Origin of the sequence: Pseudomonas sp. FSL R10-1339 (assembly GCF_009600545.1) — a bacterium.
GTDB classification, from domain to species: Bacteria; Pseudomonadota; Gammaproteobacteria; order Pseudomonadales; family Pseudomonadaceae; genus Aquipseudomonas; species Aquipseudomonas bubulae.
This window is the reverse complement of record NZ_WIVQ01000029.1, coordinates 17,787-42,468: the sequence shown is the minus strand read 5'-3', so window position 1 is coordinate 42,468 and position 24,682 is coordinate 17,787. Positions and strand designations below refer to the sequence as shown.

Annotated in this window: 30 protein-coding genes and 1 tRNA gene; 18 read left to right on the top strand and 13 right to left on the bottom strand. The window is 55.5% G+C overall.

Annotated elements, in window-relative coordinates; translation table 11 throughout:
* Positions 1-4: 4 nt before the first annotated feature.
* Positions 5-1,009, bottom strand: a complete 1,005-nt coding sequence (locus tag GHO03_RS11410) for an alpha/beta hydrolase (RefSeq protein WP_095002042.1) — start codon at positions 1,007-1,009, stop codon at positions 5-7.
* A gap of 192 nt (positions 1,010-1,201) precedes the next feature.
* Between GHO03_RS11410 and aroC the strand changes: the two genes are divergently transcribed.
* The 5 genes from aroC to mtnC all read left to right on the top strand — a co-directional run bounded on the left by aroC (position 1,202) and on the right by mtnC (position 5,432).
* On the top strand, positions 1,202-2,293 hold the full coding sequence (gene aroC / locus GHO03_RS11405) for a chorismate synthase (protein ID WP_095019567.1): 1,092 nt from the start codon (positions 1,202-1,204) through the stop codon (positions 2,291-2,293).
* Between the two features lie 34 nt (positions 2,294-2,327).
* Positions 2,328-3,476: an MFS transporter gene (locus tag GHO03_RS11400; protein WP_095039358.1), complete on the top strand. Its 1,149-nt coding sequence runs from the start codon at positions 2,328-2,330 to the stop codon at positions 3,474-3,476.
* Entirely contained in the window at positions 3,473-4,093 is a 621-nt protein-coding gene (locus GHO03_RS11395) for a methylthioribulose 1-phosphate dehydratase (RefSeq protein WP_153399838.1), read from the top strand. Before GHO03_RS11400 ends, GHO03_RS11395 begins: the two co-directional genes overlap by 4 nt.
* Positions 4,094-4,193: 100 nt before the next feature.
* Positions 4,194-4,739 carry an acireductone dioxygenase gene (locus GHO03_RS11390; RefSeq protein ID WP_133144973.1) on the top strand — a complete coding sequence of 182 codons (546 nt, stop codon included), beginning with the start codon at positions 4,194-4,196 and terminating at the stop codon, positions 4,737-4,739.
* Between the two features lie 9 nt (positions 4,740-4,748).
* Positions 4,749-5,432 (top strand): acireductone synthase, encoded by a 684-nt coding sequence (gene mtnC, locus GHO03_RS11385; protein ID WP_095002037.1) that lies wholly within the window; start codon positions 4,749-4,751, stop codon positions 5,430-5,432.
* A gap of 83 nt (positions 5,433-5,515) precedes the next feature.
* Here the strand turns inward: mtnC and GHO03_RS11380 are convergent, their stop codons facing one another.
* Entirely contained in the window at positions 5,516-5,794 is a 279-nt protein-coding gene (locus GHO03_RS11380; protein ID WP_095002036.1) for a DUF3509 domain-containing protein, read from the bottom strand.
* A gap of 292 nt (positions 5,795-6,086) precedes the next feature.
* Here GHO03_RS11380 and GHO03_RS11375 point away from each other — a divergent pair, with 292 nt between their 5' ends.
* The 5 genes from GHO03_RS11375 to GHO03_RS11355 all read left to right on the top strand — a co-directional run bounded on the left by GHO03_RS11375 (position 6,087) and on the right by GHO03_RS11355 (position 11,005).
* Positions 6,087-6,620: an ankyrin repeat domain-containing protein gene (locus GHO03_RS11375; protein WP_095002035.1), complete on the top strand. Its 534-nt coding sequence runs from the start codon at positions 6,087-6,089 to the stop codon at positions 6,618-6,620.
* Between the two features lie 68 nt (positions 6,621-6,688).
* A complete protein-coding gene (locus tag GHO03_RS11370; protein ID WP_095019565.1) occupies positions 6,689-7,219 on the top strand; it encodes a hypothetical protein in 531 nt (176 codons plus the stop codon).
* Between the two features lie 84 nt (positions 7,220-7,303).
* Positions 7,304-7,495 (top strand): PLDc N-terminal domain-containing protein, encoded by a 192-nt coding sequence (locus GHO03_RS11365; protein ID WP_016781476.1) that lies wholly within the window; start codon positions 7,304-7,306, stop codon positions 7,493-7,495.
* 203 nt (positions 7,496-7,698) lie between these two features.
* Positions 7,699-8,574 carry a polyamine aminopropyltransferase gene (speE, locus tag GHO03_RS11360; protein WP_095019564.1) on the top strand — a complete coding sequence of 292 codons (876 nt, stop codon included), beginning with the start codon at positions 7,699-7,701 and terminating at the stop codon, positions 8,572-8,574.
* Between the two features lie 352 nt (positions 8,575-8,926).
* A complete protein-coding gene (locus GHO03_RS11355) occupies positions 8,927-11,005 on the top strand; it encodes an LTA synthase family protein (protein ID WP_095019563.1) in 2,079 nt (692 codons plus the stop codon).
* A 48-nt stretch (positions 11,006-11,053) separates the two neighbouring features.
* On the opposite strand, the gene GHO03_RS11350 is transcribed toward GHO03_RS11355, so the two are convergent.
* Positions 11,054-11,212 carry a DUF3309 family protein gene (locus GHO03_RS11350; RefSeq protein WP_095002031.1) on the bottom strand — a complete coding sequence of 53 codons (159 nt, stop codon included), beginning with the start codon at positions 11,210-11,212 and terminating at the stop codon, positions 11,054-11,056.
* Between the two features lie 201 nt (positions 11,213-11,413).
* Between GHO03_RS11350 and GHO03_RS11345 the strand changes: the two genes are divergently transcribed.
* Both GHO03_RS11345 and csrA read left to right on the top strand, forming a co-directional pair.
* Positions 11,414-11,746 carry a YnfA family protein gene (locus tag GHO03_RS11345; RefSeq protein WP_095002030.1) on the top strand — a complete coding sequence of 111 codons (333 nt, stop codon included), beginning with the start codon at positions 11,414-11,416 and terminating at the stop codon, positions 11,744-11,746.
* Between the two features lie 135 nt (positions 11,747-11,881).
* Complete coding sequence (gene csrA, locus GHO03_RS11340) at positions 11,882-12,085, top strand: carbon storage regulator CsrA (RefSeq protein ID WP_095019562.1); 204 nt, start codon at positions 11,882-11,884, stop codon at positions 12,083-12,085.
* Here the strand turns inward: csrA and GHO03_RS11335 are convergent.
* The 7 genes from GHO03_RS11335 to GHO03_RS11305 form a co-directional block, all read right to left on the bottom strand.
* Positions 12,082-12,309, bottom strand: a complete 228-nt coding sequence (locus tag GHO03_RS11335) for a YheU family protein (RefSeq protein WP_095002028.1) — start codon at positions 12,307-12,309, stop codon at positions 12,082-12,084. The genes csrA and GHO03_RS11335 overlap by 4 nt on opposite strands.
* A 45-nt stretch (positions 12,310-12,354) precedes the next feature.
* Entirely contained in the window at positions 12,355-13,356 is a 1,002-nt protein-coding gene (locus GHO03_RS11330) for a glycosyl transferase family protein (protein ID WP_095021346.1), read from the bottom strand.
* Positions 13,353-13,688, bottom strand: coding sequence for a TusE/DsrC/DsvC family sulfur relay protein (locus tag GHO03_RS11325; RefSeq protein WP_095002026.1), 336 nt, complete (start codon positions 13,686-13,688; stop codon positions 13,353-13,355). Before GHO03_RS11325 ends, GHO03_RS11330 begins: the two co-directional genes overlap by 4 nt.
* Positions 13,685-13,972: a sulfurtransferase complex subunit TusB gene (gene tusB / locus GHO03_RS11320; protein ID WP_153381054.1), complete on the bottom strand. Its 288-nt coding sequence runs from the start codon at positions 13,970-13,972 to the stop codon at positions 13,685-13,687. The genes GHO03_RS11325 and tusB overlap by 4 nt, the downstream gene beginning before the upstream one ends.
* Positions 13,972-14,334 (bottom strand): sulfurtransferase complex subunit TusC, encoded by a 363-nt coding sequence (tusC, locus tag GHO03_RS11315; protein ID WP_095002024.1) that lies wholly within the window; start codon positions 14,332-14,334, stop codon positions 13,972-13,974. Before tusC ends, tusB begins: the two co-directional genes overlap by 1 nt.
* A 1-nt stretch (position 14,335) precedes the next feature.
* Positions 14,336-14,728 carry a sulfurtransferase complex subunit TusD gene (gene tusD, locus GHO03_RS11310; protein ID WP_095019560.1) on the bottom strand — a complete coding sequence of 131 codons (393 nt, stop codon included), beginning with the start codon at positions 14,726-14,728 and terminating at the stop codon, positions 14,336-14,338.
* A 110-nt stretch (positions 14,729-14,838) separates the two neighbouring features.
* Positions 14,839-15,510, bottom strand: a complete 672-nt coding sequence (locus GHO03_RS11305) for a Bax inhibitor-1/YccA family protein (protein WP_095002022.1) — start codon at positions 15,508-15,510, stop codon at positions 14,839-14,841.
* Between the two features lie 124 nt (positions 15,511-15,634).
* On the opposite strand from GHO03_RS11305, the gene GHO03_RS11300 reads away from it, so the two are divergent.
* Positions 15,635-15,722: transfer RNA gene (locus GHO03_RS11300), tRNA-Ser, on the top strand.
* Positions 15,723-16,519: 797 nt separating this feature from the next.
* Here GHO03_RS11300 and GHO03_RS11295 read toward each other — a convergent pair.
* Positions 16,520-17,038: a cysteine hydrolase family protein gene (locus GHO03_RS11295; protein ID WP_153381052.1), complete on the bottom strand. Its 519-nt coding sequence runs from the start codon at positions 17,036-17,038 to the stop codon at positions 16,520-16,522.
* A gap of 685 nt (positions 17,039-17,723) precedes the next feature.
* Between GHO03_RS11295 and GHO03_RS11290 the strand changes: the two genes are divergently transcribed.
* From GHO03_RS11290 to GHO03_RS11275, 4 genes are all read left to right on the top strand, one after another.
* Complete coding sequence (locus GHO03_RS11290; protein ID WP_095002019.1) at positions 17,724-18,476, top strand: hypothetical protein; 753 nt, start codon at positions 17,724-17,726, stop codon at positions 18,474-18,476.
* A gap of 18 nt (positions 18,477-18,494) precedes the next feature.
* The gene (locus tag GHO03_RS11285; RefSeq protein WP_095002018.1) at positions 18,495-18,842 is read left to right on the top strand and encodes a hypothetical protein; all 348 of its coding nucleotides are present in this window, start codon (positions 18,495-18,497) and stop codon (positions 18,840-18,842) included.
* Between the two features lie 720 nt (positions 18,843-19,562).
* Entirely contained in the window at positions 19,563-21,164 is a 1,602-nt protein-coding gene (locus GHO03_RS11280) for an ABC transporter substrate-binding protein (RefSeq protein WP_095002017.1), read from the top strand.
* A gap of 277 nt (positions 21,165-21,441) precedes the next feature.
* Positions 21,442-21,801, top strand: a complete 360-nt coding sequence (locus GHO03_RS11275) for a hypothetical protein (protein WP_095019516.1) — start codon at positions 21,442-21,444, stop codon at positions 21,799-21,801.
* A 153-nt stretch (positions 21,802-21,954) separates the two neighbouring features.
* Here the strand turns inward: GHO03_RS11275 and GHO03_RS11270 are convergent, their stop codons facing one another.
* Positions 21,955-22,347 (bottom strand): cupin domain-containing protein, encoded by a 393-nt coding sequence (locus GHO03_RS11270; RefSeq protein WP_095025816.1) that lies wholly within the window; start codon positions 22,345-22,347, stop codon positions 21,955-21,957.
* A 610-nt stretch (positions 22,348-22,957) separates the two neighbouring features.
* Between GHO03_RS11270 and GHO03_RS11265 the strand changes: the two genes are divergently transcribed.
* Positions 22,958-24,046, top strand: coding sequence for a hypothetical protein (locus tag GHO03_RS11265; protein WP_095002014.1), 1,089 nt, complete (start codon positions 22,958-22,960; stop codon positions 24,044-24,046).
* Positions 24,047-24,085: 39 nt separating this feature from the next.
* Here the strand turns inward: GHO03_RS11265 and GHO03_RS11260 are convergent, their stop codons facing one another.
* On the bottom strand, positions 24,086-24,649 hold the full coding sequence (locus GHO03_RS11260; RefSeq protein WP_153379448.1) for a cysteine hydrolase family protein: 564 nt from the start codon (positions 24,647-24,649) through the stop codon (positions 24,086-24,088).
* Positions 24,650-24,682 lie beyond the last annotated feature (33 nt).

The window sequence follows — 24,682 nt, the reverse complement described above, 5'->3', positions numbered from 1 at the left end:
CGGTTTATCGGCCGTTATGCGCAGTACTGTAGGGCTGGCCCGCATTGACTTTCGTGATAAAGCGCACAGTTCGATCGCCCAGTTCGCCTGCCAAACGCTGATTGGGGTCGTTATAGGACTGCACCTGGCGCTTCATGTCCATTGGCACGATGCGCATCACGTGGTTCATGCCATTGATCAGTGTCAGTACGGCATCGGGCTTGGCGGCCTTGAGCAGGCGGGCATCCTTGACCTCTACCTGAATGTCGTGGGTGCCCTGAATGATCATGGCCGGCATTTTCAGTGCGGCGAAAGCGGCTGCCGGGTCATGGCGCAGCAGGCTGATCATGTACGGCTGCACGCTGGGGCGGAAGATCACTTGCAGATCCTTGGGCACCTTGTCGTCGGTCTTGCCGGCTTCCAGGCTGCTGATCAGCTCAAAACTGCGCTTGAGCAGGGCAGGCGGCAGGTGATTGCGTTGCAGTTGCTCGCGCAACAGCACGCCCACCGGGCGCCCTGTACCGGCAATCGAAACCACGCCGGCAGCACCGATTTGTGGGGCTGCCAGGCTGGCGATCATTGCGCCTTCACTGTGCCCGAGCACAAACACCTTGCCAAAGCGCGGGTCGCTTTTGAGTTTCTCGCCCCAGGCCACGGCGTCGGACACATACTGATCGAAGTTGAGCTTTTGCTCGTCAGGCCCGGCAGGCTGGCTCTGGGCGATGCCGCGCTTGTCGAAGCGGACGCTGGCAATATTGCTCTGGGCCAGGCGCCAGGCCAGTTTTTTCAGGGCGTCATTGCGCCCGCCGATAGGGTTGTTGCCGTCGCGGTCAGTCGGGCCGGAACCGGCAATAATCAGCACCACGGGTACGGGCTTGTCGCTCTTGGGCAAAACCAGCGAGCCATACAGCGTGCCGGAGCCGGTATCGAGCTCAATGGGCCGCAGCAAGACATTGGAGGGCGGGGCCGCCAGGGCCTGGGTGCCAAAGCCAAACAGGGTCAGTGCTAATAAAAGTATTCGCAGCATCATAGCGCCATCATTGTCTAGTGTGCCGGTTGGACAAACCCGGATGAGTAAGGTTCGAGGATGAACTACAGAGGTAGCCTGCGTATACTGGCGCTTTTGGTTATCTGGGATCTGTTCAACATCTGTTGTGTTGCAACAAGACTTGAACTGATCCCGGGCTGAAATTTATCGGCTGATTTTCGCGGAGCGCCCTGCATGTCCGGCAATACCTACGGCAAGCTGTTCACTGTCACCACCGCTGGCGAAAGCCATGGTCCGGCGTTGGTCGCCATTGTTGATGGCTGCCCGCCAGGGCTGGAGCTGTCCCTTGAAGATTTGCAACGTGATCTGGATCGACGCAAGCCCGGCACCAGCCGCCACACCACCCAGCGTCAGGAGGCCGACGAAGTTGAAATCCTCTCCGGGGTGTTTGAAGGCCGCACCACTGGCTGCGCCATTGGCCTGCTGATCCGTAACACTGACCAGAAGTCCAAGGATTACTCGGCGATCAAGGATCTGTTCCGCCCGGCCCACGCTGATTACACCTATCACCACAAGTACGGCGAGCGCGATTACCGCGGCGGCGGGCGCAGTTCGGCGCGTGAAACGGCCATGCGTGTGGCCGCCGGTGCCATCGCGAAAAAGTACCTGGCCACCCAAGGCATCGTGATTCGCGGTTATATGAGCCAGCTGGGCCCGATTGAAATCCCGTTCAAGACCTGGGACTCGGTTGAACAAAACGCCTTTTTCAGCCCTGACCCGGACAAAGTGCCGGAGCTTGAGGCCTATATGGATCAACTGCGCCGTGACCAGGACTCGGTTGGCGCCAAAATCACCGTGGTCGCCGAAGGCGTGATCCCGGGGTTGGGCGAGCCGATTTTCGACCGTCTGGATGCCGAGCTGGCCCATGCGCTGATGAGCATTAATGCCGTAAAAGGTATTGAAATCGGCGCCGGTTTTGCCAGTGTTGCCCAGCGCGGCACCGAGCATCGCGACGAGATGACCCCTGAAGGTTTCCTGAGCAACAACGCCGGCGGCATCCTGGGCGGTATTTCGTCTGGCCAGCCGATCGTTGCCCACCTGGCGCTCAAGCCAACCTCGAGCATCACCACCCCGGGCCGCTCGATCGATGTGCATGGCAATCCGGTGGACGTGATTACCAAGGGTCGTCATGACCCGTGCGTGGGTATCCGTGCCACGCCGATTGCCGAAGCCATGATGGCCATTGTGCTGATGGATCACCTGTTGCGTCATCGCGGCCAGAACGCCGACGTACGCGTCAGCACGCCCGTACTGGGCCAGTTGTAATGCAAGGATTGTTGAGCGTCACGGTCTGACGGCCGTGGCGACACTTCCTTACTGGCGTCTGTCAGGCTTCTATCTTTTCTATTTCGCCTTGCTGGGTGCCACAGCGCCGTTTCTGGCGCTGTACTTCAATCACCTGGGGTTTTCCAGTGCGCGCATTGGCGAACTGGTGGCCATCCCGATGCTGATGCGCTGCGTTGCGCCCAACCTGTGGGGCTGGCTGGGGGACTACAGCGGTCAGCGTCTGCTGATCGTGCGTCTGGGTGCGCTCTGCACCTTGTGCAGTTTTGCCCTGATCTTTGTCAGCCAGAGCTATGCCTGGCTGGCGCTGGTGATGGCGCTGCATGCGTTCTTCTGGCATGCGGTGTTGCCGCAGTTTGAAGTCATTACCTTTGCCCACTTGCGTGAGCAGCCTGAACGTTACAGTCAGATTCGTTTGTGGGGCTCGATCGGTTTTATCCTTGCCGTGGTGATCCTGGGTCGCCTGTTCGAATGGCTGAGCCTGGATATCTACCCGGTGGCGCTGCTCGTGATCATGGCTGGCATTGTGCTGTGCAGCCTGTGGGTGCCCAATGCGCAGCCCTCCAGCCTGGGCCGCAAGCAGGTGGAAGGCGGGTTCTTGAAGCAACTGTTCAGCCCGGGCGTGCTGGCGTTCTATGCCTGTGTGGCGCTGATGCAAATGAGCCACGGCCCGTACTACACATTTCTGACTCTGCATCTGGAACACCTCGGCTATAGCCGTGGTGTGATCGGCTTGCTCTGGGCCCTGGGAGTGGTGGCCGAAGTGCTGATGTTTTTGGCCATGCGCCGTATCCTGCTGAAATTTTCCGTGCGCCGGGTGCTGATGTTCAGTTTTATCCTCGCTGCCTTGCGCTGGCTGTTGCTGGGGTCTTTTGCCGAGCACCTGTGGGTGTTGCTGTTGGCGCAGCTGCTGCACGCCGCCACCTTTGGCAGTTTTCATGCCTCGGCCATGACCTTTGTGCAACGCAGTTTCGGTCCCGGCCAGCAAGGCCAGGGCCAGGCCCTGTACGCCACGCTGGCCGGTATCGGTGGCGCCGTGGGGGCGCTGTACTCCGGTTACAGCTGGAACACCCTGGGCCCCGCTTTCACCTTTAGTATGGCGAGCGTCGCAGCGCTGGCTGCAGCCGTTATCATTGCCACCCGACTGCAAGAGGACAGGCCATGAGCCTTACCCGTGAACACCTGAGCCTGGAAATCATTGAAGCCGGGCGCTTTTTATATGCGCGTGGCTGGTCACCGGCTACCAGCAGCAACTATTCCACCCGGCTGTCGGCCAGCCAGGCGCTGATGACGGTGTCGGGCAAGCACAAGGGCCAGCTGGGACCTGATGATGTGCTTGCCACTGACCTGGCAGGCAACAGCCTGGAACCAGGCAAGAAACCCTCCGCTGAAACCCTGCTGCATACCCAGTTGTACAGCTGGCGCCCCGAAATTGGCGCGGTGCTGCACACCCATTCGGTCAATGCCACGGTGCTGTCGCGCCTGACGCCGGGCGACAGCATTGAATTTGAAGACTACGAACTGCAAAAGGCTTTCAGTGGCGTCTCGACCCATGAGTCCAGTGTGCTGGTGCCGATTTTTGACAATGATCAAGACATCGCGCGGCTGGCGGCCAAGGTTCAGCCATGGCTTGAAGCCCACCCGGACTGTGTGGGCTATCTGATTCGCGGGCATGGCCTTTACACGTGGGGCGCGCGCATGAGCGACGCCTTGCGCCAGATCGAAGCCTTCGAGTTTTTGTTTGAATGCGAACTGAAAGCTCGCGCAATACTCAATCGTTAACGCTGACTTCACCGTGAAGAAGCTCACACCCTGATTTGAACGGTCTGCCTGAACGGCCTGTAAAAGCCGAATGCGCGCCGAAGCCGAGGAACCACGCCCCATGAGCAGTTTGTCCGTTTATCACGTATCGAGCCCGGAACTCCCCAACAAGGTGCTCACCCATTTTGATGATATCGCTTCAACACTGGCTGAGCAGGGCGTGCGCTTTGACCGCTGGCAGGCCGCCACGCAGATCCAGCCGGGGGCCAGTCAGGATGAAGTGATCAACGCCTATCGCGTGCAGATTGACCGGCTGATGAGCGAGGGTGGCTATGTCACCGTGGACGTGATCAGTCTCAACAGCGATCACCCGCAAAAAACCGAATTACGCGCCAAATTCCTCGACGAGCACCGCCATGGCGAAGATGAAGTGCGTTTTTTCGTCGCCGGTCGTGGGTTGTTTACGCTACATATTGGCGACTATGTGTATGCGGTGTTGTGCGAAAAGAACGATCTAATTTCTGTACCCGCAGGCACGCCGCACTGGTTCGACATGGGTGAGCATCCGCATTTTGTCGCCATCCGCCTGTTCAACAACCCGGAAGGCTGGGTTGCCAACTTTACCGGCGAAGACATCGCTGAACGCTTCCCGCGCCTCGAAGACTAAGGATCTCCCATGCCGATCAAAGCCATCCTGACCGATATCGAAGGCACCACCAGCGCTGTCAGCTTCGTATTTGACGTGTTGTTTCCGTATGCGGCCAAACACCTGCCCGGGTTTGTGCGCGAGCATGCCGAAGACCCTGAAGTGGCCATGCAGCTGGGCGCAGTACGCCTGGATAGCGGCGAGCCTGAGGCCGATGTCGAGCGGGTCATCGAGATCCTCCAGCAATGGCTGGCCGAAGACCGCAAGGCCACACCACTCAAGGCCTTGCAAGGGATGATCTGGAAGCAGGGATACGCCGCGGGTGAGCTTAAGGGCCATGTTTACCCGGACGCGGTCGAAGCGCTGCGCGAGTGGCATGCCAAAGGGTATGACCTGTATGTCTACTCGTCAGGTTCGATACAGGCGCAAAAGCTGATTTTTGGCTGTTCCGAGGCGGGTGACCTGACGCCACTGTTCAATGGCTACTTTGACACCACCTCCGGGCCCAAGCGTGAGGCGCAATCATATCGCCACATTACCGAGGCCATAGGCTGCCCGGCCGGGAAGATCCTGTTTTTGTCGGATATCGTTGAAGAACTCGATGCTGCACAGGCGGCCGGCATGCTGACCTGCGGCCTGGCCCGTGAGGGTGGGGAACTGGCGGGACATAAAACCGTGAGCAGTTTTGCCGAGATTGATCCTGCCGCAGTTTGAATAACACTGCTGTGGGAGTGAGCCTGCTCGCTCCCACAGTCATGCCGTTATCTATCGCGGACTGCTTTGCACTACCCTTGGGTTCAGCGGGTGTGATAGGTCGGCAGGGCAAAACGATGCTGGCTTTGCAGCAGCGAAATGGTCGGCAATTCACTGGCAGTGCCTGCCAGGTCACGACGAATCGCGCTGATGGCCCAGGTCAGTTCCTCGGCGGTATGCAGTTGCGTGTAAGAAAGTGTGCGCTGGGTCTGTTTGCCTTCGTTGTCACACAATGTCAGCAGCACGCCGCCATCCGGGCGGGGTTTTACGGTGACAGTGTGGTTGGAGAACAACGATGCGAATTTTTCCTGGATCAGGCTCATATGTTCAGCTCCATTAGCGCTTGAATGCTTGTATGGAGTAGAGATTGCAGTGATTGTGCCACTATTCTTTTTTTAAAAAACCCATATAAATCAACGGCTTATAATTTATGCAAAAAGCATTTGTCGTGCATTTTGCATGAGTGGCCATCGTGCATCCTGCATTTTGCCCAGTCGGTATCAGGCTCAGACAGCTGATTGATTGTTCCTATGGGTGCATTGAGCAAAAAAGGGGTGACACCGTGTCTGCGTCTCAGGAAACTAGGGTTTTTTTGTAGCCAGGGTGGAACCTTACATGTCAGAGAACAAGCCAGCAGACCAGAGCCGCCAGATGACCCCGGAAGAGGCCGCCGACTTTGCCGAGCAGGTGTTCAACAAGGCACGGGATGGTGATGCTGCAATGCTGGCAGCCTTGCTGAGCAAGGGCTTGCCGGCCAATTTGCGCAACCACAAGGGTGATACCCTGTTGATGCTGGCCAGCTATCACGGCCACGTTGAAGCGGTGAAGGTGCTGCTTGAGCACAATGCCGACCCCGAGATCCGCAATGACAATGGCCAGAGCCCGATTGCAGGTGCTGCCTTCAAGGGCGACCTGGAAATGGTCAAGACCCTGGTTGAAGGTGGCGCACAAGTTGAAGGCGCATCATTTGATGGCCGTACAGCGCTGATGATGGCCGCCATGTTCAATCGTGGGGAAATCATCGATTACCTGATCAGCAAGGGCGCCGATCCAAAAGCCAAGGACGCCAATGGCATCACCGCCCTGGATGCCGCCAGGACCATGGGCGCAGCCGAAACCGTGGCGCAACTTGAGAAGCTGTTGGGCTGATCGCCCCTTGAAGGGCGCAATTGATATATCCTGCGCGCCCTTAATTTTCCTTGTGACAGGCCTCGCCCATGAAAACCACTCTCGTTGAACTCATCAGCAAAATCAGCTCTGGGTGCATGGGCGACGACGAAATCGCCTCCATCGCGGACGAGGCGGCTCAAGCCTACGCCGATCAGGCAGCATTTCTGCTTGCCAACCCGGACATCAACTACGACGACAGCTTCCCGATCCCGCTGGGTGAATGGGTTGTGGTGGGCAGCTTGCCGGAAACGGTGTTGTTCCAGGCCGATACCTGGATGGACCTGTTTGCCCAGATCGTCGCCTCTTTCGGTCCTGATGTAGCGTTCAATATCAAGCCAAAGCAATTGGCCAAGACCGAAGCGCTGACCGCGCTCAACCGCATCCAGATCCAGATGGGCAGCATGAGCCCGGAGCAGGGCGGTTATGTGCTGGTCAACCTGAGCCAGCCGCTGGACGACGAAATCCAGGTGGTGCTGGTTTACGGCAATGACGTGCCGCGCGTGCTGGAACTGTGTGCCGAAGTCGGCATCGCCGCTGCGCCATCGCTGGAAGCTCTCAAGGTTGCCGTCCACGTCTGAAACCCTGGCTGCTGCAATAAAAAACGGAACCCTGGCCGTGGGTGACTATCCTATGAGCACAAGTACTCAATCGGGAGCGTCATCATGGGTTCAACGTTTAATGGTCTGATCGGTCTGATTATTCTGGCCCTGGATATTTGGGCCATCATCAACGTAATCAAAAGCGGCGCCGGGACGGGCGCGAAAGTGCTTTGGGTGCTGCTGATTCTGTTCCTGCCGGTACTGGGGCTGGTGATTTGGGCCATCGCCGGGCCGCGGGGCAATGTGCGTATTTGAGCTGCTTGCCAGCGGGCAGCGACGGTAAATCGTGGTTGCCCGCTTAGATTGTCGGCGTCAAGGTTCGACCTGTCATGTTCCTCGACGTAGAATGCGCGCCTTTCTTGGGCAGTTGGACCCGTGTCGCGATAGCGGTATGAGGTTTGGCTGTCGATCATGGGCGGGTGACCGTCCGTTGCCACCAGCATTCAAGGGGACTACCCATGGCCGAATCGCTTGACAACCACTATCTCGAAACCCTTTACGAAGGCTATGGCCAACGCTTTCGCATGGACAAGCTGCTCCATGAAGTGCGAACCGATCACCAGCATCTGGTGATCTTCGAAAACCCGGTCATGGGCCGCGTAATGGCTCTGGACGGCGTGATCCAGACCACTGAAGCGGACGAGTTCATCTACCACGAAATGCTTACCCATGTGCCGATCCTGGCCCACGGTGCGGTCAAGCGCGTGCTGATCATTGGCGGTGGTGATGGCGGCATGTTGCGCGAAGTCACCAAGCACATTGGCATTGAGCACATCACCATGGTCGAGATCGACGGCACCGTGGTGGACATGTGCAAAGAGTTCCTGCCCAACCACTCCAAGGGTGCGTACGACGATCCACGCCTGAACCTGGTGATCGACGACGGCATGCGCTTTGTCGCCACCACCGAAGAAAAATTCGACGTGATCATCTCGGATTCCACCGACCCGATCGGGCCGGGCGAAGTGCTGTTCTCCGAGAACTTCTACCAGGCTTGCCACCGTTGCCTGAATGAAGGGGGTGTACTGGTCACCCAGAACGGCACGCCATTTATGCAGTTGCAGGAAGTGCAGACCACCGCCGGGCGCATGCGCAGCCTGTTTGCTGACTGGCATTTCTACCAGGCTGCCGTGCCTACCTATATCGGCGGCTCCATGACCTTCGCCTGGGGTTCGACTGATGCGAGCTATCGCAAGTTGCCGCTTGAGACCCTGCGTCAACGTTTTGCCGGTAGCGGTATCGTGACCCGCTACTACAATCCGGAAGTTCATATCGGTGCTTTCGCCTTGCCGCAATATGTTTTGCAGGCTATCAACAAGCCAAGCAACGACTGAGGCTGTGCAGTAGCAAGGCAGGGCGTCAGTTGTAGAACTGTGGGAGCGGGCTTGCCCGCGATGCAGGCGACGCGGTTTAAAGTTGGACCGCGTTGCTGCAATCGCTAACAAGCCGCTCCCACAGGGAATGAGCGCCCTTTCTTATGTTTCAAGATGTGCTCTGCACGAAATTTTCACGGTACCTTTAAGACAATTCGCACGCAAAATTTTGCCTGTCTACTCGTAAACGCCTCAGTTCAGGCGTTTCTGGTGGGTCTCGGGCCAAAATCTGTGTAATTAAAGAGCGATGCACCCGTGGCAAGCCACCGGTGATAAAGCCACTTCAACTTGAACCAATGGGTCCTAAAACGACATGGCAAACCCGGACGCCCCAAGCCAACAGCACGCGGCCACGCGTGTGTTGCAACCGACCGTCAAATCGCATCTGGCGTTTACGCTGCTCTGTGCCTTGATCATGATGGTGATGTTCACCCTGTTGCGGGTGGCATTGCTGGTTTACAACCGGGAAATGATCCTCGACACCCCGGCATCGACGTTCCTTGAAGCCTTCGGCAACGGTCTGCGCTTTGACGCCCGGATTGTCGTGTACTTCAGTATTCCGCTGCTGCTGGCGGTGCTCAGTGTCAAGGCCATGGCCATGCGCGGTGTGCTGCGTTTCTGGCTGACTGCAGCATCCAGCCTGGCGCTGTTTTTGGGCCTGATGGAGATGGACTTCTACCGTGAGTTCCATCAGCGTCTTAACGGTCTGGTTTTCCAGTATGTGAAGGAAGACCCGAAAACCGTGATGAGCATGCTTTGGTATGGCTTCCCGGTGGTGCGTTACCTGCTGTCCTGGGCTGTCGGCACTGTCATTTTGTACTTTGCCTTCCGCGGCGCCGACCGCGTGACCCGTTCCAGCGCTACCCGCGCGGCTGCTGGCACTTCGCGTGCGGTGGCGCCCTGGTACGGCCGTGCAGCGGTATTTGTCGTGCTGCTGCTGGTGTGTGTGGTCCTGGCCCGTGGCACATTGCGTCAGGGTCCTCCGCTGCGTTGGGGTGATGCCTACACAACCGACTCCAACTTCGCCAATCAGTTGGGGCTCAACGGCTCTCTGTCATTGATTGCCGCTGCGAAAAGCCGCTTCGGTGACGATCGCACCAATATCTGGAAGGCTACCCTTGAGCAGCCCGTAGCGACGCAGACCGTGCGCGACATGCTGCTGACTGAAAATGACAAGCTGGTTGATCCTGATACCGCTCCTGTGCGTCGCGATACCACGCCGCCTGCGGAAAAAACCCTGCCTATCAAGAACGTCGTCGTAATCCTGATGGAAAGCTTCGCCGGTCACTCGGTGGGTGCGCTGGGTCGTCCGGGCAATATCACCCCGTACTTCGATGAGCTGTCCAAGCAAGGCTTGCTGTTCGAGCGCTTCTTCTCCAATGGCACCCATACCCACCAGGGCATGTTCGCCACCATGGCGTGCTTCCCGAACCTGCCGGGTTTTGAATACCTGATGCAGACCCCGGAAGGCAGCCACAAGCTGTCCGGCTTGCCGGAACTGCTCAGCGCTCGCAAGTTCGATGACGTGTATGTCTACAACGGCGACTTTGCCTGGGACAACCAGTCTGGTTTCTTCAGTAACCAGGGCATGACCACTTTTGTAGGTCGTAACGATTTCGTTGACCCGGTGTTCTCTGATCCTACCTGGGGTGTGTCCGACCAGGACATGTTCAACCGCGGCCTGGAAGAGCTGAAAAAGCGTGAAGGCAAAGAACCTTTCTATGCGCTGCTGCAAACCCTGTCCAACCACACGCCGTATGCCTTGCCTACGCCATTGCCGGTCGAGCCGGTAACCGATCGCGGTTCGCTCAACGAGCATTTGACGGCGATGCGTTATTCCGACTGGGCGCTGGGGCAGTTCTTCGAAAAAGCGCGCAAAGAACCCTACTTCAAGGAAACCCTGTTTGTGATCGTGGGCGACCACGGTTTCGGTAACGAGCAGCAGATTTCCGAGATGGACCTGGGGCGTTTCAACGTGCCGTTGCTGCTGATCGGCCCTGGTATCCAGGAGAAGTTTGGTACACGCACTGATATCGTGGGCACTCAGGTCGACATCGTGCCAACCATCATGGGGCGTCTGGGTGGTGAGTTCCGTCAGCAATGCTGGGGCCGTGACCTGCTGACTCTGCCTGAGGGTGACAAAGGCAGTGGTGTGATCAAGCCGTCTGGCAGTGACCAGACCGTGGCGATCATCAGTGACGACCACTTGCTGGTGCAGCCTAAAGACATGCCGGCCAAGGTTTGGCAGTACAAATTGGGTGCCAACCCTGAAGCGACAGTGGTCACTGACTCGCCTGAAGCGACCGAGCTGAAGAAAAAGCTCGAATCCTTCCTGCAGACCGCGACCAAGAGCCTGCTGGACAACACCGCAGGTGTGGCTGATCCGAAATAATCAGCCAGTTAAATAAAAAAGAGGCCTCAGGGCCTCTTTTTTATTGGGTCAAATCTTGCCGAGCAACAGTAATATCAACAGTACAACCAGTACGGTACCGATAATCCCTGAGGGGCCATAGCCCCAGCTTTTGGAGTGCGGAAACACAGGTAATCCGCCGATTAACAGCAGAATCAGGACGATCAGAAGAATTGTGGTCATGAGCATTTCCTTTTTGTGGTGTTCCGCCAACGTTCAGTTTTACGGGGCGCCGCTTCAGGAACAAGGATGGGCAGTGCTTATAAAATCCGACTCTCCAGCTCGATGAATAATTCAACTTTTTTCATGCCGTACTCAAAAACAGTTCTGCCTTGATCGGTGGCAGGTGCGCAGGTAGGGTGGCGCGCTGCCCACCTGGAAACACTGCACATGCTCAATTACGTTTGGTTTTTTTTGGCTGCTCTGTTTGAAATTGCAGGCTGCTACGGGTTCTGGATGTGGCTTCGTCAGGGCAAAAGTGCCTGGTGGGCTTTGCCCGCTATTCTGAGCCTGGTGCTGTTTGCCCTGCTGCTGACCAAGGTTGAGGCAGCCTATGCCGGGCGGGCCTATGCGGCCTATGGCGGGATTTACATCGTGACATCCATTGCCTGGCTGGCAGTGGTGGAACGTATCCGGCCACTGGGCTCAGATTGGCTCGGGGTAGGACTGTGCGTGATTGGCGCGACCATCATCTTGCTGGGACCGCGTTTTACCCCTTCGTAAAGGGAAAATTCCGTAGGGAGTACGTAGGAATAAGCCTTGTATGCAGTAGGTTGTAACTGAATTAACTTGTAAGTATTGAAGCCGGTTTTTATGCCGTGCAGTCTTTGTGGCTCCCCACCCTTGAGGATGAGAGCCATGCAGATACTGAGTCGAACCGTCGGAGAGCATTTTTCAATCGGGGAAGATATAACGCTGTTTGTCATCGCCGTTAACGGCAACAACGTGCGCCTGGGGATTGAAGCTCCCAGGCATATCAGCGTGCATCGCTCGGAAATTTATGAGCGGATAAAAAACCAGCCCGTCGGGCAGCAGGCAACCGGATCTTCGGCCAAGGTTTAATCAAAAAATTCCTTCGGTACCGCGTGCCTGGGCATCAGTTGGCATTGCTGGCTTTCCAGATCGAAGAAAATTACTGCCTGGCCTTTGCTCAATGCATGTCGAACCCGCAGTACACGGGTTTCCTGGGGAGTGTCATCGCCGTTGTCCGTGCCGTCGCGACTCACAAAGTCCTCGATCAGGCGGGTGAGGGTGTCAGGTTCAAGCTGGTCGTAGGGGATAAGCATCTTGGGCTCTCGTAAGCAAGCGTGTTGAGGTGGTTGGCCTTGGGCTTAAATCGCCTTGTTGCGGTTGTCCCAGTAATGCTGAGCCAGTTCAAAAGCTTGCGCCCGGGGTGTGCCCAGACCGCGCAATGCCAGGGCCATGGTCGACAGCAAGGCCAGTTGCGGGTAGCTGTCCTGGACTTCTCCACGCCACAATGCCTTGAGGTGTTCAGGGTCTAGTGACGCTGGTTTGACATGGCGCTGTGAAGACAGTGCTGGCCATTCTTCATCCCAGTCAACACCAGCTGTAGTGCCGTAAAGATGGCTTGCGCTATCGGGGTTGATTTCGACTTCGCCGCCATCACCCTTGACCACAATACTGGTGTCACCCAGCAAGCCGCTGGCTTCGCGATGCACGCTTTGATAGCCCGGATGGAAGATGCTTTGCAGGCCGCAGCGCGCACCCAGCGGGTTGAGTATGCGAGCCAATGAATGAATCGGCGAGCGCAGCCCGAGGGTGTTGCGCAGATCGATCATGCGTTGCAATTGTGGCGCCCAGTCCTGCAGCGGCATAAAGGCCGGATTCCCCGCATCCAGGGCCTCGTTGACACTTTGCCAGTTGCGACACAGTGGAATGGCCAGCGCGTCGAGAAGCTGCTCGCTGTACATTCGGCCCGCCGTATGGGCGCCGCCGCCATGCATGAAAATGCGTACACCGTGCTGTGCCAGGCACTTGGCTGCCAGCAAGTACCAGGGCAGGTGGCGTTTTTTACCGGCGTAAGTCGGCCAGTCAATGTCGACCTTGATCGCGGGAGGTGTCAGTCGCTCCCTGACGGCTTCGGTAAAACCGGCCATTTCCTCTGCGCTTTCTTCTTTATGCCGCAGCAACATGAGGAAGGCGCCCAGTTGCGTGTCTTCTGCCTTGTCGTCAAGCAGCATGCCCATGGCTTCGCGGGCTTCTTCCCGAGTCAGGTTGCGGGCACCCCGTTTGCCTTTGCCCAGGATGCGTACAAATTGCGCAAAAGGGTGTTCGGCGGGAGTTTCAAGTGTCAGCGCAGCGGGAGTGTTCATAGGCAATTGGTCGGTTTGGGCAGGCCCGCCAGCTTGGCGGCGAGTTTGGCAGGGGTGCCGTTAAACAGTCGGTTGAGATGCAGGCTATTGCCCTTTTCTGGACCCAATTTGAGTGCCGTGTACTTGATCAGAGGGCGAGTGGCAGGCGATAGCTCGAACTCCTGATAAAAGCTGCGCAACAACTCGAGGATTTCCCAGTGTTCGGCGCTCAACTCAATACCTGCCTGCGCCGCCAGTGCCTGAGCAACATCAGCGGACCAATCGTTGAGATCGAGCAGATAACCGTCCTTGTCCAGCTCGATATTTTTACCGTTGAGGGTGAGCGTATTCATAGCCAGCCGTTGACCTTGTCGTAACGAATCGACAGCTCGACGAAAGCCGGGTAATCAACGCAGGCCGCCCATGGCGGACATTCCAGGTTGCGTGCCTGCAAGTCCTCTTCAAGGATAAATACGGTTTTTCCAGTCAGGGCTGTGAGAGCAGTGCTTTGAAGCTGCAGGGCATACACCGCGTCGCCACAGAGCAAAAGGGCATCGTCGCTGCCTAACACGCGAAGACAGCTGCTCAGGCGTATGTCAGAAAATGGTGAGTGGCTCACAACATGTAGAGTCGACATCAGAGGGTGATCACTTGGTCATAACGGTCAATAAGAGCGCGGACAGCTTCAGTCGACAAGGGCTGCACATCAATTGCCGCAAGCCCCTCGGTTGAGATGCCGCGTTCGTCAAGGCTGTGGTTGCAGGCAAACAGATCGTCAACGCCGAACATGGACAGGGCCTGCAGATTGGCCGTTAGATTCTTCTGCTGGATGGCTGCGGCATTTTGAGTCGCCAGCAGCTGAAAAATACCGTCATCCATAAACAGCAGGGCAATCGGCAAATCAAATGCACCGCCTGCCAGCACGATATCCAGTGCTTCTTTGGCGCCGGGCCCCGACCACGGTGCCTGACGGCTGATAATCAATAGTGACTTGGGCATTTCAAGGTCCCCCGAAACAGATCAATCGATCGGCCGATTGAATGGCATCGTGCAATTGGCCCAGTCCGGACAACTCCCAGGGTGCATGAACATTGACCCCGGGCCGCTGATAGCGTGCGGACTCGTCTTCATTGAGTACACCGCGGCGCAAGGCAGCGGCAATACAGACCACACCATCGAGTTGGTGCTGGCTGACAAAAGTTGCCCATTGTTGCGCAAGGTCCTGCTCGTCTTGCGGCGTGACGATATTGCTCGAGGCAATATGAACACCGTCCTGATAGAAGAACAAACGGACAATTTCATGGCCGCCTGCCAGCGCTGCCTCGGCAAAGCGCAAGGCTCGACGGGAGGAGGGGGCATGGGCCGCTGAATAAAGGGCAATGGCGAATTTCATGGTGGGCTCTGTCGGCAAATCTGGGGCAATGATAAAGCCAGATGCCCAAAGATGCTTGTGGCAGACAACAAAAAGCCCGCCGAAGCGGGCTTTTGTATAGCGGTTGTTGATCAGTCGTCGCGGCTCATGATGCCGAAAATTTGCAGCAGGCTGATAAACAGGTTGTAGATCGATACATACAGGCTGATGGTAGCCATGATGTAGTTGCGCTCGCCGCCATGAATGATGGCGCTGGTCTGGAACAGAATGCAGACCGACGAGAACAGTACAAAACCGGCGCTGATAGCCAACTGCAGGCCGCTGATCTGGAAGAAGAAGCTCGCCAGCGTAGCGCCCAGCAGAACAAAGAAACCGGCAGTGATGAAACCGCCGAGGAAGCTCATGTCCTTGCGAGTGATCAATACATAGGCAGACAGGCCGCCAAATACCAGAGCCGTCATGGCAAAGGCAGAACTGACCACCTCGGCGCCGCCCTGCATGCCCAGGTAACGGTTGAGAATAGGGCCCAGCAAGAAGCCCATGAAACCGGTAAGGGCAAAGGCAGAAACCAGGCCCCACGCGGAGTCACGCAACTTGTTGGTCAGGAAAAACAGGCCGTAGAACCCGATCAGCACAACGAAAATATTGGGATAGCCGACCCGCAGCTGCTGCGAGACATAAGCCATCACACCGCTGAAAGCCAGGGTGAGGGCCAGCAAACCGTACGTATTGCGCAGGACGCGGCTAACCTCTAGCTGCTCGGCCTGCACGCTGCTATTAACTGCGTAATCCTGTTCGCGCATGGCGATACTCCTGTGTTTAGAAATGTTAAGTAGCAAAGATCATAGCAGAGGCTCTGAAACAAGCGATCAAGAGAGTTTGACAACGTGTTTCATTCAGGTATTATGGCGCCCGAAACAACGTATAGGAGGTGTGGCCGAGTGGTTTAAGGCAACGGTCTTGAAAACCGTCGACTGTAACAGGTCCATGAGTTCGAATCCCATCGCCTCCGCCATATTGCTACACCGCAGAGCCCGCCTTTTGGCGGGCTTTGTCGTTTCTGGGGGGTGGGGAAGGGCGCTGCACCGAGCTCGTCGTTTTCGCATAGCCTCAGACCGTGTCCGCATCTGGGGCAATTTTAGAGCCCGATCCAGCGTTTTTAACGCCTGTGTTTGAGTCGGAGGGAAAGTGCTTTTTAGCTGTGCACTTTTCGCCGATTTAACAGGTAGCTTTCACAATTTTCACAACCCGTATGTAAACAGTCGCCGCTACCTGCATACCCGTGTACCTCACCTGCTTTCGTTTTGCCTACGAAAGCAAAGTATTCAATATACTTGAGAGCCGTTATTGTCATGAACTCATGAAGGCGCCATTTAGTATTATGCGTACCAAAAACCTCGTCACTAAAATTTCGGTCTGAACATATGTTGTGACTTTATAAATTTGTATGAGTAGGGAGTTCGATGAATAATATAAAGTCTGGATTGATTCATAAGGAGCATGAATATGCCATTAGAGCTTGGCCGATATCTGTTGTGGGGAGAATAATAGACTTCTCCATTCCTGGCACATCGAGAGAGTCTATAATTCGATCTTGATTCAACTGCCCCATAGATTTTTAGTTGAAAAAAACACCAGCCTAGAAGAAAAATACTCCCGCATAGCATGTGGCCTACAGGCCACGTGCTGTATTTCTCCATAGAAGTCTTGAAAGCAGCCGGCCTCGACAGGTATTAGCGCTCGATTTTTACCTCTGTGCCTCATTGTTTTAGCAACAGATCAGCCTGGATCAGCCTGATCTGTCGACCGAGACTAAAACCCCCAGTCCTCAGCGTTGATGACACGACAGAATGGCCCCGCCAGGGTTGCATTGTGATGAGCGATAATCTGCTGTGCCTTCAACGCAGGGGTGTCACTGCAGGTATGGCCATCGGCAATCAGTACTGCGTCGAACCCAAGGTCTCGTGCCGCGCGGCAGGTGCTGTCGACACAATATTGGGTTTTCATGCCCGTGATGACCACACCCTCAACACCAAGAGCCTGTAGCTGGTCGGCCAGGTTTGTCCTGGCAAAGGCGTTGGGGCGGTTTTTCTCGAAAATCACTTCGCTGCCCTGTAGCACCAGTTCCGGTATCAGTTGGGTCAACGGGCTTCCCGGTTCAATCGGTGAACCGGTAGGGCCGACATGACGGGCGAGAAAGACCGGGGCACCTGCGCTCCGGGCTTTATCCAGCAACGTGATCAATGTGTCCAACAGGGCCTCGCCAGCCCATGGCTTGTCCGGGCCATGCACCAATCCTACCTGCATATCAAGAATCAACAGTGCATACATGGGGCTTTTCCTTGCGTTTTGGCCAGTGACACAAGGGCAAAAGAAAAGGCCCTTACCATCACTGGCGGGCCTTTGAAGTTCGTGCGTTATGGACTCACGATACCTCTCACGACCCGCCTTCGGCGGTCGTGGTAGTCGTGGTCAAGGCAACTCGTAATTGATTCATGGAGCTGACAGTAGCTGCGTATCAGCGGGTTGGCAAGCAGGAGCAGGAAGCGTCATGACTTCGAGCTGGCCAGCCATATACCCATATGCTTCTTGGAAGCCGCGGCCAATCAAACTCAGACTAAAGGTCGTCCAGCGCAACCTACACGCGCTGTGGTGATACGAGATGTTGTTGGTGGGAGCCTCGTCTTCTTGGGCATGAGCACAAGGCAAAAGGGTAGTTTGCAGCGGTCATCGACGTACTGCGGTGTCTTGAGCTTGAGTTCCAGCACGCACAGTCTGTGCTTTAAATTAAATATTGAACGTAGCCCTGCTACTTTAACGAAACAGTCATAGAGATTCTGTACGCCGAGGTGCTGCGTGGGGGGTAATTAAAAGTATGGGGTCAGTCATGCAATATTTTGAGTTTATTATGGTTCTGTGGGGGCTCATAATGAATAGCGGGTAATTTGTTTTTCGGTAAAATTAATTAAGTGCGTGTGCTTTGCAGGCATTTCTTTAATTATCGGGGGGCGGGATCATGAAGACGCTGGGGGTTTTGCTATGGGTTTTTGTGACAGTTATATTAAAGGCTCCTTATTCATGGGCCGAGCCACCAGGTACGGTATGGCGAATGGATACCCGGCCGGAACAGCTGATATTTCACGCTGGTTTCCAGGCCTGGGGTAGTAACTTTAATGTTCATGACCATGTGACCGGCGAGTCATGCGTCAACAGGCAACAGGGGCAGCGAGATTCAGGCTTTGTCTCAACCGCGGCAAACTTTCAGTTCATTCGCACTGCCGCAGCTGCCAGGGCTTTTGCCCAACCCGGTCAGCGTATTTATCTTTATCGCGTCAGGCCGGACAGCAACTTCTTCAATGCCGAGGCCTCATTGCGGACATTGCATGACAACAACCCGCAAGTCCCGATCACCCCCTTGAACTACCATCCCTCACGGGCAGCCAATGAATATATAACGCCGACCCTCATTCCTACTCAAAATATCAGGGATGTGGAGTCCTATATTGTTGTCGACGGTGAGTTGCAAGTTTCAACTGCTCAGGTTAACCCCCGTTATGTGGCCGATAATACCCGAGCCACGAACAGGCCCTATTTCAACGGTGAAGCCCCACGAGAAAGAAGGCCTACCTGGTTGGGCATGATCCCGATGGTCGGGGCGTGCCTGGCTGCGTCGCGTTCGGATCTGAAGCAAGATATTCCAGCAATAATGTTTACCCTGGAGTCTGTTTATAACAGCAGTACCTCCATTATTAACCATGATGAGCTATAAACGTTGAGGAGTATGAGCATGCGTCTTGCAGCCTTGTTGTTGGTGTTGAGTGTCAATGCTTTTGCCGAAGAGCCTGGCTTGATGGGTGTGAGTCGGGATATAAAGTGCGCGCAGGGCACGGTGAAGCAAATACATATAGGGGCAGGTAACTACGACAGCGGCAATGGGATCAGCGTAATGTTAACTTCGACCGGAACGCGCTGGTGGGCAGTTCATGGGGAGCGCAATCTGAATGATCCCACAGGTTATGCACTGCTTAATATGCTGTCCCTGTCGAAGCTGACAGGCCAGCAAGTGTCTCTTCTTGATGAGTCCGGCGGCGGATGTAATTACTTTACGGGTGTGGTCTTGACAAATATGTATTAAGTTTCGAGGGGTCACTATTCAAGTGGAGGCGGCACACTTGCAGAATAAAGGTGTTGATTGTCTGCACTTTGCCGCGCCCGCTGTTAATTGTGTCCTGTACGATTTGCGATACAGAACACTCAGCGCCATCGCTAAGCAGTGGCCTGTGCGGCGTCTGTCTAAAGTATGCAGGGGGATACAAGCGCTGGTATCGGCATGTTCAGGTCTAAGCGGTCATGAGGGTGCGCAGTCCGATGGTGGATTATTCAGAGGAATTCCTACGCTTGAAAGTGCACGAATGAAACAGTTCGAGGGGTTTATTTATTACAAGTCACCCGCCTCGCCGGCGGTGTGATTTAGGGTGTCCATAGAGCCCGACTTGACCGAGCGCATGCTCAACCAATGATCAGCCTGATCGCGCTGAAAGCCTGTGGCAAGGAAGCATCAGGTACGAAATAAAATAAGGGGCCGAAAGCCGGGTGCGCCAACTTCCCGCCCACTCAAGGCTCCTGCGCTGTACATACAGCGAAATGAGCCTGGCCGCTGTCTTTTCGGGGCTGTAGGTGTCCAGGGCGCTGAGGCGACTCTATCGCCCTTGATTTCGAAGTTCTGCAGGCGTGTATGCCGTCCGTTTTCCAATAATTCAGGTTTCCGCTATCTGATGTTCGGCAACGACGTTAATCTCGGTGGGTGCCGGTTTCGTTTAGGCGCTTATTTATGTCTGCAACTTCAAGGGTCTCCATGGATAGAATCGCCTTCAAACCGCTCCTTCTCGTCGCCGGCCTCCTGGCGTTCATGCCAATGGCCCACGCCGCCAGCACGCTGGTTTACTGCTCCGAAGCCAGCCCCGCCGGCTTTGACCCCAGCCAGTACACCAGCGGTACCGATTTTGATGCCTCCGCCGAAACCGTATTCAACCGCCTGATCCAGTTCAAACGGGGTAGTACTGAAGTCGAACCTGGCCTGGCCACCCGCTGGGATGTCTCCAATGACGGCCTGACCTACACCTTCCACCTGCGCGATGGCGTCAAGTTCCATACCACCGATTTCTTCACCCCGACCCGGAATTTCAACGCGGATGACGTGTTGTTTACTTTCGATCGCCTGCTGGATGCCCAGAGTCCGTTCCGCAAGGCTTACCCGTCCGAATCGCCCTATTTCACCGATATGGGCTTGAACACCACGATCAAGAGCGTCGACAAGCTCGACGACCGCACCGTGCGTTTCAACCTCAATAACGTTGATGCCGCCTTTGTGCAAAACCTGGCCATGAGCTTCGCCTCGGTGCAGTCCGCCGAATACGGAGCCCAACTGCTCAAGCAGGGCAAGGCTGAAGAGATCAATCAGAAACCGGTGGGCACCGGGCCGTTTGTGTTCAAGCGTTACCAGAAGGACTCGCAGATTCGTTACGTCGGCAACAAACAGTACTGGAAGCCCGAGGATGTGAAACTCGACAATCTGGTTTTTGCCATCACCCCTGACGCGGCGTCGCGCCTGCAGAAACTCAAAGCCGGGGAGTGCCAGGTCAGCGGTTACCCGCGACCGGCGGATATCGAAGTGATGAAGCAGGATCCCAACTTGCGAGTGCTGCAGCAAGCCGGGTTCAACCTGGGATTTCTGGCTTACAACGTGACACATCCGCCGCTGGACCAACTCAAGGTGCGTCAGGCCCTGGACATGGCCATCGACAAGCCGGCAATCATCAAGGCCGTGTACCAGAGCGCAGGGCAATTGGCGCAGAACGCCTTGCCACCTGCGCAGTGGTCTTATGACCCGACAATCAAGGATGCCCCCTACGACCCGGTCAAGGCCCGGCAGCTTTTAAAAGAAGCAGGGGTTGCACCAGGGACCACTATCAACCTGTGGGCGATGACCGTTCAACGTGCCTCCAACCCGAACGCGCGTATGTCGGCACAAATCATCCAGCAGGATTGGGCCAAGGTCGGCATCAAGGCCAATATCGTTAGCTACGAGTGGGGCGAGTACATCAAGCGCGCCAAGAACGGCGAGCACGACGTGATGATTTACGGCTGGACGGGCGACAACGGCGACCCGGATAACTGGCTCGGCGTGCTCTACAGCTGCGCGGCGGTCAAGGGCAGCAACTACGCCAAATGGTGCAACCCAGACTATGACAAGCTGGTGCAGCAAGCCAAGCTCAGCAGCGACCGCGAACAACGCATCAAGTTGTATCAAGAGGCGCAGAAGATCCTCAAGGAGCAAGTTCCGATTACACCCATTGCGAACTCGACGGTTTTCCAGCCCCTGCGCAAGGAAGTGACTGATTTCAAAATCAGCCCCTTTGGGCTGACACCGTTCTACGGGGTGAGCCTGGATAAGTAACAGCAAGCCCCAACTGAGTGCACCAGAAGCCCGGGATGGTTTTTGGTGCGCTCGCGGCACCGAAATAACCTCGCTATAGACGTGAATAGGCCAAAGTCTTATGCAAGGTATGCACTGAAATAATGCGTTTGCTGCCGAATTTGAATATGCCGAACTTACAGGCGCTTCTTTAATAGAGGCCAAGGCGCATGTTGGTTTGCTATGCGTACAAAGTTTGCAAGGTTCTGTGGATAACCCCCGCCTTCAGGGTGACGAGCTGTCCCATCGAAACGTCATCATGGATGCGGCTGTTGTGTGTGAGCGGCTCTGGATGCAGTTTGGAACCTGGTTGAACCATGAGCGAAGCCTTTATTTATGTGCGTTGACTTTTAACCGGTTCGGGCAGTGGCAGAGTGCTCTGGATAGTGCTGGCAAGGCACTGGTCATTATCGAATCGAACGGGGTGGAGGAGGTGGACAGGGCATTCTTGCTGCTTCAAGTGTCTAAAGCTTGCCAAGGGCTGGGCAATAGGGGAAGCGCTGATGAGGCACTCCATGCTGCAGACCGGATTGCTCAGGGTTTCGATTCGCAACTGAGTCGTTGGTTTTTGGATGTGCGTTCCAAGTTAAAGGTCGCGGACTTTGTGCCTGCTGATTGAAACGGATTAAACATCAGGGGGGTCATCAATGAGAGTACGGATCCATTGTAATGTCTTCAGTGACCATGCCAAAAGAAGCAGTATATCCTCCCCCATGATTTACCTCATGTTAGCAATGCAAGATGCTGCCCGGTGTGATGCGCAGTCGCTGGATCAGGGTGCAGGGACAGAAAAGCTCTTGCCTTTCTCCACTACCCAGGTGGCAAGAACGGTAGCGCCCTGTGGGCCCGCTTTGCTGATGTGGGGTTCGTGCGCCAGGTGTTGAAAACTGTCACCGGCCTTTATTCGCTTTTCAGGCTGCCCATCCATTGTAATGATGACCTCGCCTTCAAGCACATAGGCGACTTCTGGTCCTGTATGTATGTGGCGAGCCTTGACTTCGTTCGGGGCGAGTACTGCTTTTTGCAAGCCCATTTGATAGTGGGTATCAGGCATGTCGATTCGTTGCAACACGTCAGACTTTGCGGGTGTTGGCATGTCTGCGATGGCAGCTCCCGCCCAGAGGACGGCACTCAACATAAATATGGCTGGGGGCGTGCCTTTCATTATTTGATTTCCGGTTTATGACGCTTGATTGGCTGTGCGAGTCAGACGTTTGTAGGTGTTCATGTTTTAAGTTTATCGCGTAAAAACAATAGATTTTTGGGCTCGCTAAGGTATGTAGTTTTTTTCTGTTACTTGTGTGGTTCATTTCTTTTCATATTTGTGCGAAATTTAATGTGTGTCATGTTTTTTTAGTGTGTCGTTATTATGTTGTTCGTTCATTCCATCATTTTCTTGTGGTCATTGGCTGTTCCCGGGGGCGTGCAAAAATGCGCAGAGGCCAGCACAGAAATAAGCTAAGTGACTGATTTATAAAAACAAGCATGTATCTAAATGTTTCTGATGGTTTTGCGGTCAATAATGCCGCTTGCGAGATAATTGATAGGGCAAAACCTCTCCAGCATGACGTTTTAGCTGAATTTTGTTGTGTATATGGTGAAATTACCTGCGCAACACTTCCTATACTGCCCGCGGTGTCTACGTACCTGTACAGTTCAGCCAATCACGATGAGTGATCGAACTGCTATGGCGATAGCCACCCTGCGTAAATGAGGTGGTGTCCGCGTCGTCTTGTTTCCTGCAGCTAATAAGTCTAAGAATGAGAAAAAGTGTAATGAATAAACAGTCGATCCAGATTGCGCTTGCGTACATGTCCGTAGTTATCGGTGGTGGCTTTGCCTCCGGGCAGGAGGTGCTGCAGTTTTTCACCGGCTATGGGCTTATCGGTATCCTGGGCACCCTGGTAAGCGGTTTGATGTTTGCCTTCCTCGGTATGCAGATCGCCCGCATGAGTTCGAAGATGCAGGCCAACTCGCACAAGGAAGTACTCTACGCCCTGTTCGGCGCACGTCTGGGCTGGGTCGTCGATGTGGTGCTGTCATTCTTCCTCTATGGGGTTGGTGTGGTGATGCTGGCCGGTAGCGGTTCGATTTTTGCCCAGCAGTACGATCTGCCCCCATTGTTTGGCGGTGTATTGATGACCGTGCTGGTGATCGCCACGCTGTGCATGAACGTCAAGCGCATCATTGATCTGATCAGCGCGGTCATGCCTTTTCTGCTGGCGATGGTGCTAATCATCACGACCTACTCGATTTTCAGCTACAACGCTCCAATCGAGACCCTGGATGCTGTGGCGCGTGAAAACAACGAGACGGTCACTGGCAACTGGTTTGTCGGCGCCTTGCTCTACGCTTCGTTCAATATCGCGGTAGGTTTCCCGATGCTGGCAGTGATCGGTGGCATGACCAAACAACCCAAGGCGGCCGCTCTCGGCGGTGTGCTCGGCGGGCTTGGTTTGGGCGCCCTGATCCTGTTGTTGAACATCGGCCTGTTTGCCAACATCAACCAGCTGCAGGGTATTGAAATGCCGTCCCTGGCACTGGCCGGGCGCATCTCGCCACTGCTCTCGGTGGTGATGTCCATCGCACTGGTGTGCATGGTCTACAGCACTGCGGTTGGGATGTTCTTTGCCTTCAGTGCACGCTTTGCCAAGCCGGAATCGGGCCGTTTCAAGTTGTTTAGTGCAGTGACCGTTTGTGTCGGTCTGGCTTTGAGCCTGGGTGGTTTCAGCAAGTTGGTGGGCACCGTGTATCCGCTGCTGGGCTACGTAGGCTTTGCGCTGATCCTCGCCATTTGCTTCAGCTGGCTGCGCAGTCGCTCGCTGGCCAAGGCGGAAAAAACCGCGCTGGACGCGGTCTCCTGACCCCGGCTGCCGCCGAACGCAAGTTCGGCGGCTTCCTTCCTAACCCTGCTGTTCAAGTATCTGGTTGACGTCCCGGACCCTGGCGTAATCCATTGCCATGCTGGCAAGCGACAGTGCATGTACATCCTCGGCAGGCCACAGGCGTCCATTCAGGTCTATCTGATCGAATGTATAGCAGGCATCCGATCCCACAATCACATTGAACCCCAGGCAACCTGCTGAGCGAACCGTGCTCTCTACGGAATTATTGGTGATCACGCCGACGATGACCAACTGCTCAATCCCGCGCGTGCGCAACCAGCGTTCCAGGCCTGTGTTGGTAAATGCATCGGGTACGTTCTTTTCAACCACGTGCTCACTATCGAGCGGGGCCAGCCCCTCCTGAAACTCGCAGCCAGGCTGGCCGGGCCAGAATACCGAGGCAGGCGATCGGGATATATGCCGGACATGGACTACCGGACGCTGTACATGCCGCCAGGTTTCCAGCAGGCGCTGTACGTTGAGCTCGGTGTGCGGGTTGTTTCTGCGACCAAGCCCGGGAAGGCTTATCCCTTTTTGCATATCGATGATGATCAGTGCCGCATCGGATTTGATCAGGGGCATGGCCGTTCCTCTGGCTGGGGATAGGGAGCACCA

Bases quoted from the DNA above. Each gene is read 5' to 3' on its own strand.
- GHO03_RS11260 (WP_153379448.1), bottom strand. From the start codon at position 24,649: ATGCCCCTGATCAAATCCGATGCGGCACTGATCATCATCGATATGCAA.
- GHO03_RS11270 (WP_095025816.1), bottom strand. From the start codon at position 22,347: ATGAAAGGCACGCCCCCAGCCATATTTATGTTGAGTGCCGTCCTCTGG.
- GHO03_RS11410 (WP_095002042.1), bottom strand. From the start codon at position 1,009: ATGATGCTGCGAATACTTTTATTAGCACTGACCCTGTTTGGCTTTGGC.
- GHO03_RS11305 (WP_095002022.1), bottom strand. From the start codon at position 15,510: ATGCGCGAACAGGATTACGCAGTTAATAGCAGCGTGCAGGCCGAGCAG.
- tusB (WP_153381054.1), bottom strand. From the start codon at position 13,972: ATGTCGACTCTACATGTTGTGAGCCACTCACCATTTTCTGACATACGC.
- GHO03_RS11325 (WP_095002026.1), bottom strand. From the start codon at position 13,688: ATGAATACGCTCACCCTCAACGGTAAAAATATCGAGCTGGACAAGGAC.
- GHO03_RS11335 (WP_095002028.1), bottom strand. From the start codon at position 12,309: ATGCTTATCCCCTACGACCAGCTTGAACCTGACACCCTCACCCGCCTG.
- GHO03_RS11390 (WP_133144973.1), top strand. From the start codon at position 4,194: ATGAGCAGTTTGTCCGTTTATCACGTATCGAGCCCGGAACTCCCCAAC.
- GHO03_RS11295 (WP_153381052.1), bottom strand. From the start codon at position 17,038: ATGTATGCACTGTTGATTCTTGATATGCAGGTAGGATTGGTGCATGGC.
- GHO03_RS11280 (WP_095002017.1), top strand. From the start codon at position 19,563: ATGGATAGAATCGCCTTCAAACCGCTCCTTCTCGTCGCCGGCCTCCTG.
- GHO03_RS11330 (WP_095021346.1), bottom strand. From the start codon at position 13,356: ATGAACACTCCCGCTGCGCTGACACTTGAAACTCCCGCCGAACACCCT.
- GHO03_RS11350 (WP_095002031.1), bottom strand. From the start codon at position 11,212: ATGCTCATGACCACAATTCTTCTGATCGTCCTGATTCTGCTGTTAATC.
- csrA (WP_095019562.1), top strand. From the start codon at position 11,882: ATGCAGATACTGAGTCGAACCGTCGGAGAGCATTTTTCAATCGGGGAA.
- GHO03_RS11275 (WP_095019516.1), top strand. From the start codon at position 21,442: ATGGATGCGGCTGTTGTGTGTGAGCGGCTCTGGATGCAGTTTGGAACC.
- GHO03_RS11290 (WP_095002019.1), top strand. From the start codon at position 17,724: ATGAAGACGCTGGGGGTTTTGCTATGGGTTTTTGTGACAGTTATATTA.
- tusC (WP_095002024.1), bottom strand. From the start codon at position 14,334: ATGCCCAAGTCACTATTGATTATCAGCCGTCAGGCACCGTGGTCGGGG.
- GHO03_RS11355 (WP_095019563.1), top strand. From the start codon at position 8,927: ATGGCAAACCCGGACGCCCCAAGCCAACAGCACGCGGCCACGCGTGTG.
- GHO03_RS11370 (WP_095019565.1), top strand. From the start codon at position 6,689: ATGAAAACCACTCTCGTTGAACTCATCAGCAAAATCAGCTCTGGGTGC.
- GHO03_RS11380 (WP_095002036.1), bottom strand. From the start codon at position 5,794: ATGAGCCTGATCCAGGAAAAATTCGCATCGTTGTTCTCCAACCACACT.
- GHO03_RS11265 (WP_095002014.1), top strand. From the start codon at position 22,958: ATGAATAAACAGTCGATCCAGATTGCGCTTGCGTACATGTCCGTAGTT.
- GHO03_RS11345 (WP_095002030.1), top strand. From the start codon at position 11,414: ATGCTCAATTACGTTTGGTTTTTTTTGGCTGCTCTGTTTGAAATTGCA.
- GHO03_RS11395 (WP_153399838.1), top strand. From the start codon at position 3,473: ATGAGCCTTACCCGTGAACACCTGAGCCTGGAAATCATTGAAGCCGGG.
- GHO03_RS11285 (WP_095002018.1), top strand. From the start codon at position 18,495: ATGCGTCTTGCAGCCTTGTTGTTGGTGTTGAGTGTCAATGCTTTTGCC.
- tusD (WP_095019560.1), bottom strand. From the start codon at position 14,728: ATGAAATTCGCCATTGCCCTTTATTCAGCGGCCCATGCCCCCTCCTCC.
- GHO03_RS11375 (WP_095002035.1), top strand. From the start codon at position 6,087: ATGTCAGAGAACAAGCCAGCAGACCAGAGCCGCCAGATGACCCCGGAA.
- speE (WP_095019564.1), top strand. From the start codon at position 7,699: ATGGCCGAATCGCTTGACAACCACTATCTCGAAACCCTTTACGAAGGC.
- aroC (WP_095019567.1), top strand. From the start codon at position 1,202: ATGTCCGGCAATACCTACGGCAAGCTGTTCACTGTCACCACCGCTGGC.
- mtnC (WP_095002037.1), top strand. From the start codon at position 4,749: ATGCCGATCAAAGCCATCCTGACCGATATCGAAGGCACCACCAGCGCT.
- GHO03_RS11365 (WP_016781476.1), top strand. From the start codon at position 7,304: ATGGGTTCAACGTTTAATGGTCTGATCGGTCTGATTATTCTGGCCCTG.